The sequence below is a fragment of the Microvirga zambiensis WSM3693 genome (assembly GCF_016735695.1).
GTDB lineage: Bacteria > Pseudomonadota > Alphaproteobacteria > Rhizobiales > Beijerinckiaceae > Microvirga > Microvirga zambiensis.
In genome coordinates, this window is record NZ_JAERQD010000044.1 from 1 (window position 1) to 17106 (window position 17106).

17 protein-coding genes are annotated in these 17106 nt (G+C 60.6%); 10 read left to right on the forward strand and 7 right to left on the reverse strand.

The window, feature by feature from the left end; genetic code table 11:
- Positions 1-27: 27 nt before the first annotated feature.
- The 3 genes from JKL46_RS25170 (at position 28) to JKL46_RS25180 (ending at position 2923) form a co-directional block, all read left to right on the forward strand.
- Positions 28-1026: an extracellular solute-binding protein gene (locus tag JKL46_RS25170; protein WP_201838512.1), complete on the forward strand. Its 999-nt coding sequence runs from the start codon at positions 28-30 to the stop codon at positions 1024-1026.
- 95 nt (positions 1027-1121) lie between these two features.
- On the forward strand, positions 1122-2054 hold the full coding sequence (locus JKL46_RS25175) for a carbohydrate ABC transporter permease (protein ID WP_201838513.1): 933 nt from the start codon (positions 1122-1124) through the stop codon (positions 2052-2054).
- Positions 2051-2923, forward strand: a complete 873-nt coding sequence (locus JKL46_RS25180; protein ID WP_201838514.1) for a carbohydrate ABC transporter permease — start codon at positions 2051-2053, stop codon at positions 2921-2923. The genes JKL46_RS25175 and JKL46_RS25180 overlap by 4 nt, the downstream gene beginning before the upstream one ends.
- 10 nt (positions 2924-2933) lie before the next feature.
- Here JKL46_RS25180 and JKL46_RS25185 read toward each other — a convergent pair whose 3' ends face one another.
- The 3 genes from JKL46_RS25185 to JKL46_RS25195 all read right to left on the reverse strand — a co-directional run bounded on the left by JKL46_RS25185 (position 2934) and on the right by JKL46_RS25195 (position 7525).
- A complete protein-coding gene (locus JKL46_RS25185; protein ID WP_201838516.1) occupies positions 2934-3953 on the reverse strand; it encodes a LacI family DNA-binding transcriptional regulator in 1020 nt (339 codons plus the stop codon).
- A gap of 559 nt (positions 3954-4512) precedes the next feature.
- Positions 4513-6408, reverse strand: coding sequence for a molecular chaperone HtpG (gene htpG, locus JKL46_RS25190; RefSeq protein WP_201838518.1), 1896 nt, complete (start codon positions 6406-6408; stop codon positions 4513-4515).
- 118 nt (positions 6409-6526) lie between these two features.
- Positions 6527-7525 carry a 3'-5' exonuclease gene (locus tag JKL46_RS25195; RefSeq protein WP_201838520.1) on the reverse strand — a complete coding sequence of 333 codons (999 nt, stop codon included), beginning with the start codon at positions 7523-7525 and terminating at the stop codon, positions 6527-6529.
- Between the two features lie 273 nt (positions 7526-7798).
- Here JKL46_RS25195 and JKL46_RS25200 point away from each other — a divergent pair, with 273 nt between their 5' ends.
- Positions 7799-9277, forward strand: a complete 1479-nt coding sequence (locus JKL46_RS25200) for a protein adenylyltransferase SelO (protein ID WP_201838522.1) — start codon at positions 7799-7801, stop codon at positions 9275-9277.
- A gap of 55 nt (positions 9278-9332) precedes the next feature.
- Here JKL46_RS25200 and JKL46_RS25205 read toward each other — a convergent pair whose 3' ends face one another.
- The 3 genes from JKL46_RS25205 to JKL46_RS25215 all read right to left on the reverse strand — a co-directional run bounded on the left by JKL46_RS25205 (position 9333) and on the right by JKL46_RS25215 (position 12248).
- Positions 9333-10121 (reverse strand): phosphodiester glycosidase family protein, encoded by a 789-nt coding sequence (locus JKL46_RS25205; protein ID WP_201838525.1) that lies wholly within the window; start codon positions 10119-10121, stop codon positions 9333-9335.
- Between the two features lie 17 nt (positions 10122-10138).
- Positions 10139-11632 (reverse strand): carboxypeptidase M32, encoded by a 1494-nt coding sequence (locus JKL46_RS25210; protein ID WP_201838527.1) that lies wholly within the window; start codon positions 11630-11632, stop codon positions 10139-10141.
- Between the two features lie 124 nt (positions 11633-11756).
- Positions 11757-12248, reverse strand: a complete 492-nt coding sequence (locus JKL46_RS25215) for a cupin domain-containing protein (RefSeq protein WP_201838529.1) — start codon at positions 12246-12248, stop codon at positions 11757-11759.
- 278 nt (positions 12249-12526) lie between these two features.
- Here JKL46_RS25215 and JKL46_RS36380 point away from each other — a divergent pair, with 278 nt between their 5' ends.
- The 4 genes from JKL46_RS36380 (at position 12527) to JKL46_RS25230 (ending at position 15225) form a co-directional block, all read left to right on the forward strand.
- Positions 12527-12658 (forward strand): hypothetical protein, encoded by a 132-nt coding sequence (locus JKL46_RS36380; protein WP_281400054.1) that lies wholly within the window; start codon positions 12527-12529, stop codon positions 12656-12658.
- Between the two features lie 15 nt (positions 12659-12673).
- On the forward strand, positions 12674-13054 hold the full coding sequence (locus JKL46_RS35720; protein WP_425493298.1) for a DUF1016 N-terminal domain-containing protein: 381 nt from the start codon (positions 12674-12676) through the stop codon (positions 13052-13054).
- Between the two features lie 126 nt (positions 13055-13180).
- Entirely contained in the window at positions 13181-14434 is a 1254-nt protein-coding gene (gene istA, locus JKL46_RS25225; RefSeq protein ID WP_201838531.1) for an IS21 family transposase, read from the forward strand.
- The gene (locus JKL46_RS25230; RefSeq protein ID WP_201838533.1) at positions 14431-15225 is read left to right on the forward strand and encodes an ATP-binding protein; all 795 of its coding nucleotides are present in this window, start codon (positions 14431-14433) and stop codon (positions 15223-15225) included. The genes istA and JKL46_RS25230 overlap by 4 nt, the downstream gene beginning before the upstream one ends.
- Before the next feature lie 19 nt (positions 15226-15244).
- Here the strand turns inward: JKL46_RS25230 and JKL46_RS25235 are convergent, their stop codons facing one another.
- Entirely contained in the window at positions 15245-15817 is a 573-nt protein-coding gene (locus JKL46_RS25235; protein WP_201838535.1) for a transposase, read from the reverse strand.
- A 62-nt stretch (positions 15818-15879) separates the two neighbouring features.
- Here JKL46_RS25235 and JKL46_RS25240 point away from each other — a divergent pair, with 62 nt between their 5' ends.
- Together JKL46_RS25240 and JKL46_RS25245 are read left to right on the forward strand one after the other, a co-directional pair.
- Complete coding sequence (locus JKL46_RS25240) at positions 15880-16158, forward strand: hypothetical protein (RefSeq protein WP_246529514.1); 279 nt, start codon at positions 15880-15882, stop codon at positions 16156-16158.
- A gap of 116 nt (positions 16159-16274) precedes the next feature.
- Positions 16275-17079 (forward strand): IS5 family transposase gene (locus JKL46_RS25245; protein WP_425493297.1). Its coding sequence is split into 2 segments (ribosomal slippage): positions 16275-16606 and positions 16605-17079, totalling 807 coding nucleotides; the frame shifts between segments, so codons are not numbered across the junction.
- Positions 17080-17106 lie beyond the last annotated feature (27 nt).

Genomic DNA, 17106 nt, shown 5'->3' on the forward strand with positions numbered 1-17106 from the left:
AAGGGTGGACGGGATTAAATCGGAAGCGTGGACGACTTCAAGTCGGTACACATGGACGGATTGCGTCGGTATCCGCACAAGAGCTCCCTTACGGACGGTGACTGGACTGCTTCGACCTTCAAGAATCGCGTTGTGCAGATCCCATTCCAACGCACCATGACGGGTCTCGGGGTGAGGAAGAGCTGGCTTGAGAAAGTCGGCGAACAGCCCCCTAAGACGTGGGACGACGTCATTCGCATTGGCAAGAAGTTCCAGGAGCAAGACCCAGACGGGAACGGCAGGAAAGATACGTTTGGGATTGCCATGCAGGCTGGCGACGCACCTTCCATTACCGGCGGCGGCATCAACCTCCTTGTTTACGGCAACGGCTTGCCACATCCGCTTGTGAATGAGAAAGGCGATATTGTCATCGACCAACCTGACGTTTCCAAGGCGGTCACGGAATACATAAAGCTCTTCACCGAATACAAACTCGTCTCCCCGGAAACTGTGAACCACACTTTCACGGACATGTATCAGCTCATCGAAGGAGGGCGCGTAGGCATGTTCCGGGTGGGAAACTGGAATGTTGGAAAGTGGGACAAACAACCTCCTGCTGGTGATTACGTGGTTGTGCCGTATCCAAGCTTCACAAGCACTCCAGGCGCGTTGGTTGTGGGCTCAGTCCGAGGAATGGCTGTTCCCGAGAATGCCAAGAACAAGGAAGCGGCGAAGCAGTTCGTCAAGTTCATTGTCTCAAAGCAGGCCCAGCAGATTTCCCTCAACAATATGGGCGGGGTTGTCAGAAGCGATTTGGACACAGCGACCGTGACACCCGGCCTAAAGCCGTTCCTTACTGCGGATGTCAAACTGCAGACAGACGACTTCCTGAGCTCAACTTTCCCTTGGTACCTGAAGCTGCAGGAGAATTATTACAAGCACCTCATTGAGGCGATCAACAATCCACCAAAGGACCTGAACGCCTGGGTCAAGGCGACAGCCGACAAACTCCGCGAGGAACAGGCCAGCTTAAAGAGCAAGGGATGAGGGTAGGGCGGCCGTGCCCGCCCTTTACTCGCGATTTTTTGTGCGGTGATCTTGCGGCGAGGCCAATCCTCGTCGCAGTAATTTCAGGGACCCTTATGTCCTCTTCGGCCACAATCAACCGTTCCTCGGCCTTCTCGTCGCCCCGAGTTGGCCAGAGGAACTGGGAATACGCGACGCTCTACATCTTCCTGGCACCGTTCGCCGTGCTTACAGCGCTTTTCGGCATATGGCCGATTGCCGAGAGCATACGCGTCGCTTTTACCGATTCCTATACGGCTTTAAGCGACAGCCCGGTCTACGTCGGGCTCGACAACTTTCGCGCTGTACTCGCCGAACCAGCGTTCCACTCTTCGCTGTGGCGCACTCTGGTTTACACATTTCTGTCTGTAATCCTGAACGTCTCCATGGCGATCGGACTTGCGATCCTGCTGGCGCACCCAAGGCTGTCTCGCGGTCGTACCTTTTTCAAACTGGCGATATTTCTGCCAGTCATCACGCCGGATGTTGCAAGCTTCATTGTCTGGAAGTGGATGTTCAACCAGAACTTTGGTGTGGTAAACCAAGCTCTTCTCGGGTTAGGGCTCCCGCCCTTCGCTGGAGTTACGCAGCCTGGAAGCGCATTTGTCACTCTCGTTCTCGTGGAGGCATGGCACCATGTGGGACTCTATACCCTAATTTTTCTGACCAACCTGCAGCTCCTCGACAAATCGCTTGACGAGAGCGCTCAAATTGACGGCGCAGATCGCTGGCAGCGTTTCATCCATGTGACATTGCCCCAACTCCGGCCCGCCATTACGATTAACACCGTCTACGCACTCATCGAATTTCTGAAGACATTTACAGTCATCTTCGTAATTACGAAGGGCGGCCCCAATTTCTCAACAAATTTCGTTTCCTACTATGCTTACTCTAAATTTAACAGTGCGCAGTATGGTGAAGCGACCGCAATTGCGACAATTCTCTTTGTAATTGTCTTCGCGGTCGTCGCCGCATCTTACTGGTATATGGAAAAGGGTGATCAGAGATGAGCGACGGTGCCGTAACGGATCAAGCCAGACGTTCGGCCGTCCGGGCGACCTTGGAATCCACCGTGCTCTACACAGTCGCGACCGCTATCGCGCTCATGTTTGTTTACCCGTTCTATTGGATGCTTGTTAGCGCTTTCCGAAGTCAGGAGGCGATCCTCTCAGCCCCGCTGCGCCTCATTCCAGAACATCTCGACCTGACCGCATTCCAGACGATCGCATCCATCGGCGGGACGCCCTTATCGAGCTTTGCGTTCAATTCAGTCGTGATTACCGTACTTGCGACGGCCATCGGCGTATGTGCGACAGGGCTAGGAGCTTATGCCCTATACCGGAACCCGCGGCTCCCTCTCTTCACGAGCGTCAGATACAGCTTCCTGCTCACGATCATGTACCCCCACATGCTGCTGGTCATACCGCTGTACTTTGTTAGCTACAAACTAAACCTACTCGGCAGCACCCTCGGGATCATCCTCGTCATGAGCCTCGTGCCGCTCATTTTCTTCATATTTGTGCAGTTCTTCCGTTCAGTGCCGCAGGAGATGATCGAAGCAGCCCGTATCGACGGCGCCTCGGAATGGCAAATCTTGACGCTTATTATTGTGCCGATCGCTAAGCCGGTGATTTTGACCGCAACGCTTGTCGCATTCCTCCTGAATTGGAAGCAATGGTTCCCGGTGATGGTCCTTTCGACCGGACCCGAAACTTACACCCTGCCGGTTGCCTTGATCTCACTCAATACAGAGTACGGGATCAACTTTCAGGCGACCATGGCCTTATCAACCCTTACAGTCGTGCCTGTGGTGATTGTCTTTGTTTTAACGCAACAACGGGTGATGGGGAGTTTCATGGCTGGGGCGGTAAAGGGCTAAACCTTTTCCTTCATTGACTAGCGGAGCGAACCGTCCCGCCTGCCACTGGGACTACCGACACATCGACGTGCAGGGTAGCGAGGCTAGGATTCGCTAAACGTCGGTTCATCAACTCAACACCCTGACGACCGATGGCCTCACGCTCGACTCGCATTGTCGACAGACGCGGGGACATCATAGAAGCAAATGGTAGATCGTCGAAGCCTAGAACTGAGACGTCGTCAGGAACCCTTAGGCCGCGGCCCTGGAGTGCCTGAATGACACCGATCGCGTAGAGATCATTCATGCAGAAGACACCCGTCCAGGCTTGCCGGCCTGTGACAAGGCGATCAACTGCCTTCTCCGCCTCTTCACGTGTTGGTGCTGCCAACTCGCAGACCTCGATCGTTGCACCTGAGGTTTCAGTGACAGCCGCACAGAAGCCACGAAGCCGCTGTTGTGTTGTCCCGCGCAACTTCGAGGTAACGTAGAGCAGGGAGCGATGACCTGCATCCAAGAGGATCTTGGCGGCTTGGTATGCGCCAAAAAAGTTGGACGGGGCGACTGAGTCGAAGCGCATCAACGGATCTACGCCGTTCACGAGTACCGTCGGTATTCGTTCTGAGACTAAGGCATTACGAACATCCTCCGGTGGGTCGAGACCGACAAAGAACATTCCAGCTGCGCTCGGGTCGACCTGGCCGCGGAAAAGCTTCAGAACGAGTGCTCTCTCCTCGATGAGACGTACATCGATATCCATCGAAGAACGCCGTGCCTCGAGGAGCATGCCATCAAGTACGCCGTCGTAGAAGCTCGCAAGACCGCCTGTAACACGATCGAGCGTAACTAACGCCACTGCCTTCCGACTAGCGACTTTCAAACTACGGGCTTTCGATCCACGAGGCTGATAGCCAACCTCATTCGCCAGCTTCTGAATCTGACGCCGAAGATCCTCGCCAATCCCAGGAGAGTCGGACAGCGCGCGCGATACTGTGCTGACGGAAACGCCCAGTTTGCGTGCCAGTTCGAGCTGATTCTTACGTGGTTTCAAAGCGATACCTATGCGCCTCCAGCTGCAAGTGTTATTTCGCAATTTGCGCAAAGATGTCAAAGGGACATTGCGCCGTTCGTGAAGAACATTGTGCACTCAGTCGAATTATGACCTTATAACGTGAAATATTGTAAGCGTGCTTATAGCCATGGCTGAAATCGCTTTAGTCTCCAACGGCACATCTGCTGTTCATGACGGGCTGTGGTTGGGCTTCGCCGTTGGGGCGGGCAACGTGGCCTTCAAGGGACGGATGAGCGTCACTCATGAGAAGGCTTCCAGCCGGCAAAGCCACAGACTGGATTCGGGCGCTAAATGAGCGAGAAGGGAGCCTATCTCAGCCCTGTAGCGACAAGCCTAGGGACTTCTTGTCAAAATCTTTGTTACCGGTCTATTTGCTGTAAGCGCAAAGTTAGAATGTCCCACCGTGGCAAACAAGGAATGTTACACTCCCAGCGTCGCAACGGTGTTGGAGAACACTGCCAAGTGGAACATAAAGGTCGCACCGAGCCCAGAGAGGCGCGGCGATTGCAAACCGCGCGCGCTCTATAGTCGTTCCGGTCTAGTCCTTGGAAACGCTTCGGTGCATGACCCGTGCTAGCCGTTGCGAAAATGCCTTCGCATCAGCCGGCAGTTCGCCGTCCAGGATCCGGGCCTCGTCAAGCAGGAGATGCGCAGCGTCTTCACGCAGTGTCTGTTCGGCATCTCCGAGAGCCGCCAAGGCGACAACGAGGTCATGGCGCGGATTGATCTCTAGGACTGGCTTTGCTGCCGATCCCAGTTGTCCTGCCCGTGCCAGGAGCCGTTCCAGCTGCCGGTCCATGCCGGTCTCAGGCGCCACGAGACAGACGGCGCTTTCCGTCAGACGCTCGGAAACGCGGACATCGGCGACGGCATCACCGAGGGTTGCCTTCACGGCTTGAATGAAGCGCGTGACCGCCTCCGTTGCCGGCGCATCCGCATTGTCCTTGCCATCAACCAACGGGATGAGCGCCAGATCCGCGCCGCCCTGGGTGATGGACTTGAACGGCTTGCCCTCGTAATCGACGCCAGCCGTGACCCAGAAACTGTCGACAGCATCCGGAAGCAGAAGGACTTCAATGCCACGCGCCCGGAAGCCTTCGAGCTGAGGAGAGGCCTCAAGACGCGCAAGATCCGTCCCGGTCGCATAATAGATGGCCGTCTGGTTCTCCTTGAGGGAGCCGACATAGTCCTTGAGCGAGCGCCATCCACTGCCGGAAGCCGTCGTCCTGAACCGCGCCAGTCCCAGCAACATCGAGCGCCGCTCGAAGTCCTCATAGAGCCCTTCCTTCAGCACCGGGCCGAAGGTTTCCCACACCTTGGTGTAAGCCTCCGCATCGTTCTGCGCGAGCTTATCAAGTTCGCTGAGCACGCGGCTGGTCACGCCCTTCTTGATGGCAGCCAGAAGCGGGCTCTCCTGGATCATCTCGCGCGAGACATTGAGCGGCAGATCGGCCGAGTCGATGAGCCCGCGCACGAAGCGCAGGTAACGCGGCAGGATCTCAGCCTCGTCGGTGATGAAGACCCGCTTCACATACAGCTTCATCCGCCCGTGGCGGTCGGGGTCGAACAGGTCGAAGGGCGTGGAGCCCGGCACGAAAGCCAGAGCAGTGTATTCGTGGCGGCCCTCGGCCCGGAAATGCACCGTCAATGCCGGCTCGTCGAACTGACCGGCCACGCTGCGGTAGAAGTCGGTGTAGTCCTCCGGCGTGATCTCGGAGCGCGGCTTGACCCAGAGAGCGGCGCCATCAGCGACCTCCTGCGGCTCCGCCCCGGGCTTCTCGACGAGAAAGATCGGCACCGGAACATGGCCCGACTGTTCCTTGACGATGCGCTCGAGCCGATAGCGCTCGGTGTAGGACGTGGCATCCTCCATCAGGTGGAGGATCACCCGGGTGCCGCGGGTCGGGGCGTCATCGAGGGTTGCGGGCGTGACCGTGTAGGAGCCCTTGCCATCGGACGACCACACCGTGGCCTCCTCGCTGCCTGCTCGGCGTGAGACAACGTCGACCCGATCGGCCACCATGAAGGCCGAGTAGAAGCCGACGCCGAACTGGCCGATGAGCTGAGCCCCCTCGCTACCCTGGGCGGCCTGGATCCGCTCCATGAAGGCCTTGGTGCCCGACCGCGCGATGGTGCCGAGCGCCTCGATCATCTCGTCCCGGCTCAGGCCGATGCCATTGTCCTCGACCGTCAGGCGGCGGTCATCGGTATCGATCAGCAGCGTGATCCGCGCCTTGGGATCATCGCCGAGCAGGGCGGGGTGGGAGATCGCCTCGTAGCGCAGCTTCTCGCAGGCATCGGCCGCATTCGAGATCAGTTCGCGCAAGAAGACGTCCTTGTCGGAATAGACCGAGTGCACCATCAGGTGCAGCAGCTTGGCGACGTCGGCCTCGAAGGTGTGGTTCTCAGCGGCGGTGGTGTCAGAAGTCGTCATGGCGTGAGATGAACCTTGTTGCTCCGGCGGGCGATGAGATGGCCGTAAATGGCTAAGATTTCAAGGCTCGGGTCAGCTCCAGAGGATGTCCTCATCCGGGAGAGAAGGCTGCCGTCGACTAACGTGCCGACCGGAACCGCTCGAAGGCAGTGACCTTCTGGGTGTAGGGCTCGACCTCGCGCCGGTAAATCTCGCGCCGGAGAAAGGCGAGCTCGACTTCGCCGGTCTCCTCGTCAACCTCCACCCACCACGCTTTCGGCCGGCCGTCGGTTCCATCGTTCCAGCGGTATCCTCGCGCCTTCAGCTTATCCTTCATGTCAAACGGGCTGCCCTCGGCCCAGATGCGCACGAGCGCCTTCCGCGCCGCGGCGAGCAGATGTCCGAAGGGAAGCCCGGCTCCGGAGGGCAGGGGCGCTGCGAGCACCTCGAGCAGGGCATGGCAGTCCTCGACGGCCCGGTGGCCCTGGTGGAACCAGCCGCACCGGCTCACAAGGTACCCGAGTTTCGATCCCTCAAACCCAAGCCCGTTCCAGGCGATCTCGGAATGCGAGCAGGCCCAGGCCTTGACCTGAAAGCCCTTCGACAGGCGCTCACAGAAGGGGCGGTCGAAGCGCGCATTGTGCGCGATGACGAGATCTGCCGGTGTGATGAAGCGCTCGACCGCCTCAAGGTCGAGCACCTGGCCGGCAACCATGTCGGGCGAGATTCCCGTTAGGCGAGTGATCTCCGGGCTGATCGGCACGCTCGGCTCGCGCAGACCATTGAACGTGCCGATCACATCACCGATCCGCCCTTCCTCATCGTACAGAAAGGCGACCATGCCAAGTTCGATGACCTCGTCCCGGGTGTGATCGAGGCCCGTGGTTTCAGTGTCCAGGATGACGGCGATCTTCTCGCCGTCACAAGGCGCACGCGAAACCACGACGGGCCGGGGCTGCAATCGGCGGAGAACACGATAGTCGCCGGTGGCCTCCAGCATCCGGGCAGCAGCCTCATGATCAGGAGCTTCGAAGGATTCGCTGCGTGGCTTGGCCTTGACGATGATATCGTCCGTGGGCCTTCGGATCGGGCCAGGCGGTGCGTCGTAGTCCAAGAAAAGATCGGCTTGGCCTCGCATGCCCGTACCTTCAACCTGTGGTAACAGGCTCATGCGTGAGCCTGGCGGGGCAGATTAGAAGGTGCGGGTCGCCAGATCGTTAATGCACAAGGGCATGCAAGGGCATGAAGGAGTTAGTAAAACCTGGAGTGGGAGGTCTGGGCTCCATTCGTGCGGGCCCATCAGGTAGCGGTTGAAATGGGAGCACCTTGAAACTGGTCCGAGATTACGATGACTCTTGTTTTCCCGGAAGCCCAATACGATTTCCCGTGGTCCTGACGATGAATCGGATCCATGACCCTTCATTTCCCCTTCGACAATACCTACGCACGCTTGCCCGACAGCTTCTACGCGCGTGTAGAACCGACATCTGTGACGGCTCCGAGGCTCATCCGACTGAACCGGGATCTCGCCTTACAGCTCCGCCTCGACCCAGATCTCCTCTCCAGTCCTGATGGGGTTGAGCTTCTGTCCGGCAACTGGGTTCCGGATACGGCGGAGCCTATCGCCATGGCCTATGCCGGGCACCAGTTCGGGCAATTCGTACCGCAGCTCGGTGACGGCCGGGCCATTCTTCTCGGCGAAGTCGTTGATCGAGATGGCGTCCGCCGGGACATCCAGCTCAAAGGTTCAGGTCCGACACCGTTCTCGCGCCGCGGTGATGGGCGTGCGGCGTTGGGGCCTGTTCTGCGCGAATACCTCCTCAGTGAAGCGATGGCGGCGCTTGGGCTGCCGACAACGCGGGCGCTCGCCGCAGTGTTGACCGGCGAGACGGTTGTCCGCGAGACGCTGCTTCCCGGGGCAGTTCTCACCCGGGTGGCTTCGGGTCATATACGGGTCGGCACATTCCAGTTCTTCGCAGCCCGGCAGGATGTGAAGGGGCTGCGCCTCCTCGCGGATTACGTCATCGGCCGGCACTACCCACAGGCCGCCGAGAGTGACCGGCCCTATCGCGAACTCCTGGACCAAGTCATTGCGGCCCAGGCAGATCTCATTGCCCGTTGGCTGCACCTCGGCTTCATCCATGGGGTCATGAACACCGACAACATGTCCATTGCAGGCGAGACAATCGACTATGGCCCGTGCGCTTTCATGGACGCCTATGATCCGGCAACGGTCTTCAGCTCCATCGACCAGAACGGCCGCTATGCCTATGGCAACCAACCGCGCATCGGCCTCTGGAACCTGACGCGGTTGGCCGAGGCGCTTCTGCCGCTCCTGTCCCAGGATGAGGAAAAGGCTGTCGCGGAAGCGAACGAAGCGCTCGAAGCCTTCTCAGGTAAGTTTGAGGCAGCCTATCACGAAGGGCTCAGGCGCAAGCTCGGGCTGCTGACGGAACGCGAGGGGGACTCGACGCTCGCCGGGGATCTTCTGAAGGCCATGGCCGAGAACCAGGCGGACTTTACTCTGACTTTCCGGCGGCTGAGCGATGCCGCTGCCGGACCTGAAGCGGACACGGCTGTTCGCAATCTCTTCATCAACCCGCTTGCTTATGACGCCTGGGCCACCCGCTGGCGGGAACGGTTGGGTCATGAGCCGCACGATGGCGCAAGTCGCCAAGCTGCGATGCGAGCCGTCAACCCGGCCTATATCCCGCGCAATCATCGCGTGGAGATAGTGATCCAAGCTGCGGTGGAACGAGACGACTTTGCTCCTTTCGAGGAGCTGCTGATGGTTCTCTCAAAACCCTACGAGGACCAGCCGTCGTTTGCACATTATGCTGCCCCCCCGGAGCCAAGCGAGCGCGTCTATCAGACGTTCTGCGGAACGTGAGGCGGGACAAGTCCCACCCCCCAGGCTTGATCATTGGCAGCGTCGGCAGCGCTTATCATGGGCGTCGGCGCAGCGCTCCAACGAGCGGACCCATAGGCATGAGCGTGTCCATCCGTTCCAGGGAAGGGGCATAGAGGCTGGAGACACTTCCGTCCAGGAACAGAGCATTGGCACAGTCTAGCTCATCCCGGAACAAGCGAGCGAATGTGCTGAACGTGACCGGATCTTCTGAAATCGCGAATACGACCGTGCTTTGGCCTTTCACCCCAACACCGTTGCGGATCTTGCGCGAGGTGCTTTGCTCTGAGAATTGAGGGTGGATTTGCCCGTTGATGACGAGCATCGGGCCCGACTGTGTCGCAAAATCCGGCTTGCTGGTCCGCTTCAGATAGGCTCCCGTCTCAAGCACGCCTGCCTGACGGCCTTTAACAAAGAAGATGCCATTCGGCTTGAGATGAAAGTTTCCGGGACCATTCCTTGTGTTAGCCGCCTTCAACTCCTTGCCATTTTCGACGTAAAGACCCACGGGCGAGCGATCCTCATGGTACATGCCGGCGTTCATCGCGAAAGCGACGCGCGAACCCTCCGGTGTCTGTTTCAAGCGATCGAACGAGCCTAGCACTTCCCCGCCTGGCCCTCGCCAGAACAGCCTCACTTCGTATTTGCGGAGATCCGCCGTGCAGACCACGAAGGTGCTGTCAGCAAACTGGACTGGCCGGCACGGATCACTATCGGGCTGTGCCTCAGCTCGTCTGGTAAGCAGGCCTACGGAAACCAGGATTACGATCAATATGATGGCTGTCCAGGATAGCAAGCGGCCCAGGGCGAGACTGATCAACGTCATTTGCAGCTAAGGCCCCCTCAGCGTCCGAGATACCGTTCCTGCAGATGAACGCGGAAGATCTCCGCCGTCAGCGGTCGCCCGGTTGCAGCAACCAGAAGCTCGTCGGTTGTCAGCAGACTCCCCTTCGAATGGACGTTGGCGCGCAGCCAGATCCGAAGCGGCGCGAAATCACCCTTCGCCAGACTTGGGAGGAGGTCCGCATCCGCCTGGCAGGCGGCTCTGAAGAGTTGGGCCGCCGTCATGGCCCCGAGCGTGTAGGTCGGGAAGTACCCCCATGCACCGCTAGGCCAATGGATGTCCTGCAGGCAACCCAGGCTTTCGTTGGGCACGGTGAGACCGAGGAGGCTTCTGACCTCGTCGTTGAAGACGGAAGGGAGATCCTGAATCTGGAGGTCGCCGGCAATCATTGCCTTCTCGAGCTTGTAGCGGACCAGGATGTGAGCAGGATAGGTGATCTCGTCCGCGTCCACGCGGATAAAGCCCGGCTCCACGCTGGTCAGGATGCGATGGAGGTTCTCCGGACTCCAGGCTGGCCCCTCACCTTGGAAAGCCTCCCGCACGAGGGGTGCTAGATAGGTCACGAACTCCCGGCTCCGACAGGCCTGCATCTCGATGAGCAGGGATTGGCTCTCGTGCAGGCCCATGCCGCGGGCCAGCCCAACTGGCTGACGGCGCCATGTCTCCGGGCGGCCCTGCTCGTAGAGCGCATGTCCGGTCTCATGAAGCACGCCCATGAGCGCGCTCATGAAGTTTGCCTCGCTATAGCGAGTGGTGATCCGGACGTCGCCCGTGGATCCCCCACAGAAGGGATGCAGGCTGACATCGAGCCGCCCCCGGTCGAAATCGAACCCAGCGGCCCTCATCAACTGCTCGCCGATGCGGCGTTGGTCATCAACAGGGAAGGGGCCCTCCAGCGGCTGGATGACAGGAAGGCTCTTCTGCCGCTCATGTGCCTCCTGGATCAGGGCTGGCAACTCGGCACCGATTTGGGCAAAGAGAGGGTCAATGGCAGCCTGGCGAAGGCCAGGGTCGTAGGTGTCGAGGAGGGCGTCATAAGGCGACAGCCCCAACGCCTCGCCCTTGGCTTGGCCGATCTGCTGCTGGAAAGCGAGCACTTGTGACAGGTGCGGCAGGAGCTGGGCGAAATCGCCCTTCTGCCGAGCCTCGCGCCACACCAGCTCCGCCCGGGAAACGGCTCTAGAGCTGGCCTCGACGAGGTCGGCCGGAACCGCGGCGGCATGGAGGTAGATCCGGCGCATCTCACGCAAGTTGGCGCGCTGCCAATCGCCGAGAAGGCTGCTGTCCTGATCCGCTCGGTCCAGGAGATCGCCCGTGTCGCGTGCGGTGAGAAGCCCATGGGCGAGACCCTTGAGTGTGGCGAGTTGATCGAAGCGGCCATCAGCAGCTCCGTCCGGCATCATGGTTTCTGCATCCCATTGCAGGATGCCGATCGCGTCCTCGATCGAGCTGATGCGGGCAAAGCGTGCTTCCAGCGTCTTGTAGGCTTGCATGCGGGTGTGAATTCCGTCTTCGGGATTGATTTTGCGGGTGAGGGCTGGGCAAAGTGAAATCGCAGCTAGCCTGATAGGGCATCGGGGCTAAACTTGAGCCTGTCTCTGAGCCGCTGTCCTGGCTCTATTTCGGGTGCTTGTGGATTGGGTCGACCCAGTAAACCTCCTCCGGCTTTTCGACTGGGTCCACATCGGTGATGTTCACCACGACGGCTTCGTTGTCACTGCGCACCAGGACGCATTCGAGAGGCTCGTCGGGGCTGGCATTGATCTCCTGATGGGGCACGAACGGCGGCACATAGATGAAATCCCCAGGACCGGCCTCCGCCACGAACTCCAGCCGCTCGCCCCAGCGCATGCGCGCCTTGCCCCGCACCACATAGATGACGCTCTCCAGCTCGCCGTGGTGGTGCACGCCGGTCTTGGCGTTCGGCTGGATCGAAACCGTGCCCGCCCAGATCTTCTGAGCCCCCACCCGAGCATGATTGATCGCGGCCTGGCGAAACATGCCTGGAGTCTGGGCCGTGTTCGGATCGAGGCGGTCGCCTTTGATCACCTGAACGCCGTGGTGCTTCCAGTGCTCGTGCGGATCGTCGGAGTGGCTGTGATCTGTCATGGTACTCTCCGCCACGGTTTGGCGCGTGTCCTTACCGAAAAAAAGGTAAGCAAGAAGACTAGGAGTGAAGAAGCCAGGCGCAAGCCTCCCGTGTGCCTCTGTCCTGCTCGCCGGTCAAATGCTCTACCAGGCGACGGGGGATCCGTTTCGCCACAGACTTATTGTCAAAATGTTCTTTATATGAAATGCTATCTCGTTAAGAAACGACTTATGTCAGGAGCTAAAAAGTAACAACTTTCGGCTAAAGCGATTTACCTTGTCCCTGCTAGAGTTGAACCATGGTGAGCTTGCCTCCCACACCGGAACTCAACGGTTATACGGCGCTCCTAAGCGAGCTGAAGGAGCGGATCCGCGCCGCTCGTCTCCGGGCTGCCGTCGCGGTGAACCAAGAGCTGATCCTGCTCTACTAGAGCATCGGCCAGGACATCCTTGTCCGACAGGCATCGGAAGGCTGGGGAGCTCGCGTCATCGACCGGCTCGGCGACGATCTTAGACGGGCGTTTCCGGACATGACCGGCCTCTCAGGCCGAAACCTCAAATACATGCGGGCGTTTGCCGAGGCCTATCCTGACCGGGAGATGGTGCAACAGGTTGTTGCACGATTGCCGTGGGGCCACAACGTTCGCTTGGTCGAGGCCGTAAAGGATCCGGCAGAGCGTCTCTGGTACGCCCGTCAAGCCATCGAGCATGGCTGGAGCCGCAACATTCTGGTCCACCAGATCGAAAGCGGCCTGTACCATCGCCAGGGCAAAGCCATCACCAACTTCGAACGGGCCCTGCCGTCACCCCTGTTGATGCCGGAGTAAAACTCCCCAGACCTGCCGATTGAATTTTCCCCAGGTGAGTGCGGTGGCCAATCGTTTTGGCCGTCCCGGGGAAGACCGGCAGCCCCTCTTTGCCGATGCTGCTCCTGATAATCAGGAGGGCATGCGGTGATCCAGCTTGGGGAGTTAGTCATGATCCTGGATTGGCACCGGCAGGGCATGTCGGTCTCGGCCATTGCCCGACAGAGCGGCCTTGATCGCAAGACTGTGCGCAAGTACATCCAACGCGGCCTCGAGGCGCCGGCCTATGGCCCACGCAAGCCGCGTCAGACCGTTATTGACCCCTTCACCGTCTACTTGCGCGAGCGCGTGAGCGCCTTCCCGGGCCTGACCGGCAGCCGTCTGTTCCGCGAGATCAAGGAGCACGGCTATGCCGGGGGCTACACCGCCGTCACCGACTTTCTGCGCGAGATCCGCCCCGCCGCGTCATCTCCCTTCGAGCTCCGCTTCGAGACCGCGCCCGGTGTGCAGGCCCAGGTCGACTTCGCCCAGTTCCAGGTCGTGTTCACCGACGAGCCCACGACCCCGCGCGTCGTCTGGCTGTTCTCGCTGGTGCTCGGCTACAGCCGCCTGATCTGGGCCCGCTTCGTGCTGCATCAGGACCTGGCCACCGTGCTGCGCTGTCACGTGGCGGCGTTCGAGGCTTTGGGCGGCGTGCCGCACGAGGTGCTCTACGACCGCATGAAGACCGTGGTCACCGGCGAGACCTCTCCTGGCGGCATTATCTACAACCGCGCGCTCATCGATCTGGCCCGTCACTTCGGCTTCCATCCCAAAGCCTGCCGCCCGTACCGGGCCAAGACCAAAGGCAAGGTCGAGCGTCCCTTCCGCTACATCCGCGAGGACTTCTTCCTGGCGCGATCCTTCAGCAATCTCGAGGACCTGAACCGGCAGCTGCAGCACTGGCTTTCCACCGTCGCCAACCCGCGCGTACATGCCACCACGTGCCGCGTTGTCATGGAGGCCTTTGCTGAGGAGCATGCCTTCTTCCGGCCACTGCCGCTGGCCCCATTCCGTTCCGTCTTGCGGCTGGAGCGGCGGATCTCGCGCGACGGCATGGTCAGTGTCGGCGGCAACTTCTACAGCGTGCCCGATGCTACCCGCCGGCGCGTGGTCGAGGTGCACACCCTGGCCGACGAGATCCGTATCTTCGAGGATGGGGCGCTGATTGGTGCCCATCCCGTTCTGGAGGGCCGCCACCAGCGCCGGGTCGCGCCCGGCCACCGCAAGAGCCCTCCCGCGCCGCAAAGGCGTGGAGCCGAGGTCGCCCTGGTCTGCCGCACCGGCGACGTGGTCGCCCAGCGTTCGCTCGAATTCTATGACGCGGTCGCCCGTCACCTGGCTCGGGAGACACGCGCATGAGTGCTCCCCTGGACCTCATTCCCACGACCCTGGAGCGGATCCGCCAGGATCTGGTCGGCCTGAAAATGCCGCGCGCCCTGGAGGCGCTCGACGCCATCGTGCGTCGCCTCGAGCAGGGCGAGATCGGTGCCCTGGAGGCCATCGACACGTTGTTGTCCGAGGAATTGAGCCTGCGCGAGAACAGCCGCATCAAGACCGGCTTGCGCATGGCGCGGCTGTCGACGATCAAGACGCTGTCGGGCTTCGACTTCACCTTCCAGCCCTCGCTCGACCGGGACCGGATCCTGACCCTGGCGCAGTTGGGCTTTGTCGCCCGCTGCGAAGTCGTGCACTTTCTCGGCCCGCCCGGCACCGGCAAGAGCCATCTTGCCACCGCGCTCGGGGTCGAGGCGGTCAAGGCCGGCAAGAGCGTGTACTTCTGCACGCTGGCCGATCTGATCGTGGACGAGATCGGGTACCTGCCCGTGGTATCCGGCGGGGGTAACCTGATCTTCCAGTTGGTCAATGCCCGCTATGAAAAAGGCGCCATGATCCTGACATCCAATCGCGGCTTTGCGGAATGGGGCGAGGTTTTTGGAGACGCTGTTGTCGCCACGGCCCTTTTGGATCGCCTTCTTCACCATGCTGTGGTGGTGCAGATCGAGGGCTCAAGCTACCGGCTGCGGCAGCACGCCGAATTGATGCCCGAGCATGTGCGTTCCAAGGCGCTCATCACGCCACCCAATCCGGCGCACGTCTCCCGCCCACGGGGACGGCCGCCGAAAAACGGTCCCGAGCCCCTGAGGACGTAGGCGGCAGAAGTGGGGAATTTTACTTCGGCGCTTCTGAGGACGATTCAATCGGCATTGACATCAGCAGCTTGTGCCGATGCCCTCTCTCATGGGCATAGCGCTCCGAGGGCGCCAGGACGGTGAGGAACGGCAGGGCCCAGACCCGACCGGCCCAGGGGATCGGCGTAACGAGCATGAGGCTGATCCAGCGCAGGCCCGAGGTCTTGACGAAGTGGCCATGGCTGGAGCGAACCGGATCGCGATAGATGCCGCGGGCCCTGATCCGGGAGCCCCAGCGCCGCTCGATGGTCTCGTCTATGGCCATCACCACCGGTCCTTCAGGCACGAAGGTCTCCACGAGCTGATGCAGCAGCCGACCCGCGAGATCACGCGGCGCCCAGCGGTTGCGGTTGAGCACGCGATGGAAGGTGGTGAAGCTGGCGAGCTCGCGCAGGCCCAGGATGCTCAGGGCGGCCGTGACGGTGCGTCGGCCCGGAGTCAGGATGGTGCCGGCGATCAGCACGAGCACGCCCCGCAAGGTTGGCGCGGTGAAGGCGCTCGCAAAGGGCGCGAACCATCGGAGGAGGACAGGGGCCGGTGCGAAAGATATCATGGCGCGCTCTGACGGACGTGATGACCGACAGATCAACGCCTTCCCGCGGAGATGGCCTGCCCATGCCCGAACACGATCTCATCCTGGAGGGGCTCGAAGCCTTCTGCCACGCGCATGATGTGGTGGTGGAGAAGCGGGGCGGCGGCTACTCGCTGCTGAGCCGGCGCACCGGAGCACCTGTCGCACGCCTGCGTCCGACCGACGATCCCGAGAAGGTTCAGGTGCTGTGGTGGAATGGCGAGCGGTGGAAAGCTCCCGGTCCGTTCGGCACGCCCACCATGACCCTGGAGCGGGCCTTGGACTACATCGCTTCAGAGCGTGCGTTTTGGATCCACATCTGACCCTCCGGCGCCCTCAAAAAAGGCCAAAGTCCAGCTTAGAAGTTGACTGAAAAAGGTTGAGTGGCCTCAAGGCCCTGTGATTCCGTCGGATTTGCGAAGATTCGATGGAGGTCACGATGGTTTGGACCGAGGCCACTCGCCGACAGTATCGGCGGGATGGACTGCGTTATGCAAGCAATCTCACAGATGCCGAATGGGCGCTGGTCAAGCCGTTCATGCCCGCCGCCCGGCGGATCGGGCGTCCGCGTATGACATGCCTGCGCGCCGTGGCCGATGCCATTCTCTATCTCGCCTCGACCGGGTGCCAATGGCGCCAGCTGCCAAAGGAGTTTCCACCCTATTCGACCGTGAAGGGTTACTTCTATGCCTGGTCACGCGACGGCACCTTTCAGCGGATCAACCATGCTCTTGTGGCTATCTCCCACTTGACTGAATCCTCCGCGACAGAGAAGCCAGTCCGTGAAGACCACCGAAGCCGGCGGACCGCGCGGCTTTGATGCCGGCAAGAAGATCAAGGGCCGCAAGCGCTACATCATCACCGACACGCAAGGCCATCTCGTCGGGCTGCGCGTCCATGCCGCCGACATCCAGGACCGGGATGGTGCCGTGGAGGTGCTCACCTCGATCCGCGCCCTCTATCCCTGGCTGCGCCATGTGTTTGCCGATGGCGGCTATGCGGGCGATAAGTTGCGCGACGCGATCGCCACTCTCGGGCACTGGACCATCGAGATCATCAAGCGCTCGGATGCGGCCAAAGGCTTTGCGGTCCTCATGCGCCGCTGGGTCGTGGAGCGAACCTTCGGTTGGCTTGGACGCTGCCGCCGTCTGGCCAAGGACTTCGAAGCCTCCATTGAAAGTGCGGTGGCTTGGGTCTTCATCGCCCACATCCGGATGCTGACCAGGCGGCTCGCAAGGACCTGAACGATCACAAGTCTTTTTGAGTCAGCC

Bases quoted from the DNA above. Each gene is read 5' to 3' on its own strand.
- JKL46_RS25175 (WP_201838513.1), top strand. From the start codon at position 1,122: ATGTCCTCTTCGGCCACAATCAACCGTTCCTCGGCCTTCTCGTCGCCC.
- JKL46_RS25180 (WP_201838514.1), top strand. From the start codon at position 2,051: ATGAGCGACGGTGCCGTAACGGATCAAGCCAGACGTTCGGCCGTCCGG.
- htpG (WP_201838518.1), bottom strand. From the start codon at position 6,408: ATGACGACTTCTGACACCACCGCCGCTGAGAACCACACCTTCGAGGCC.
- JKL46_RS25195 (WP_201838520.1), bottom strand. From the start codon at position 7,525: ATGCGAGGCCAAGCCGATCTTTTCTTGGACTACGACGCACCGCCTGGC.
- JKL46_RS25200 (WP_201838522.1), top strand. From the start codon at position 7,799: ATGACCCTTCATTTCCCCTTCGACAATACCTACGCACGCTTGCCCGAC.
- JKL46_RS25205 (WP_201838525.1), bottom strand. From the start codon at position 10,121: ATGACGTTGATCAGTCTCGCCCTGGGCCGCTTGCTATCCTGGACAGCC.
- JKL46_RS25210 (WP_201838527.1), bottom strand. From the start codon at position 11,632: ATGCAAGCCTACAAGACGCTGGAAGCACGCTTTGCCCGCATCAGCTCG.
- JKL46_RS25215 (WP_201838529.1), bottom strand. From the start codon at position 12,248: ATGACAGATCACAGCCACTCCGACGATCCGCACGAGCACTGGAAGCAC.
- JKL46_RS36380 (WP_281400054.1), top strand. From the start codon at position 12,527: ATGGTGAGCTTGCCTCCCACACCGGAACTCAACGGTTATACGGCGCTC.
- JKL46_RS25230 (WP_201838533.1), top strand. From the start codon at position 14,431: ATGAGTGCTCCCCTGGACCTCATTCCCACGACCCTGGAGCGGATCCGC.
- JKL46_RS25235 (WP_201838535.1), bottom strand. From the start codon at position 15,817: ATGATATCTTTCGCACCGGCCCCTGTCCTCCTCCGATGGTTCGCGCCC.
- JKL46_RS25240 (WP_246529514.1), top strand. From the start codon at position 15,880: ATGCCCGAACACGATCTCATCCTGGAGGGGCTCGAAGCCTTCTGCCAC.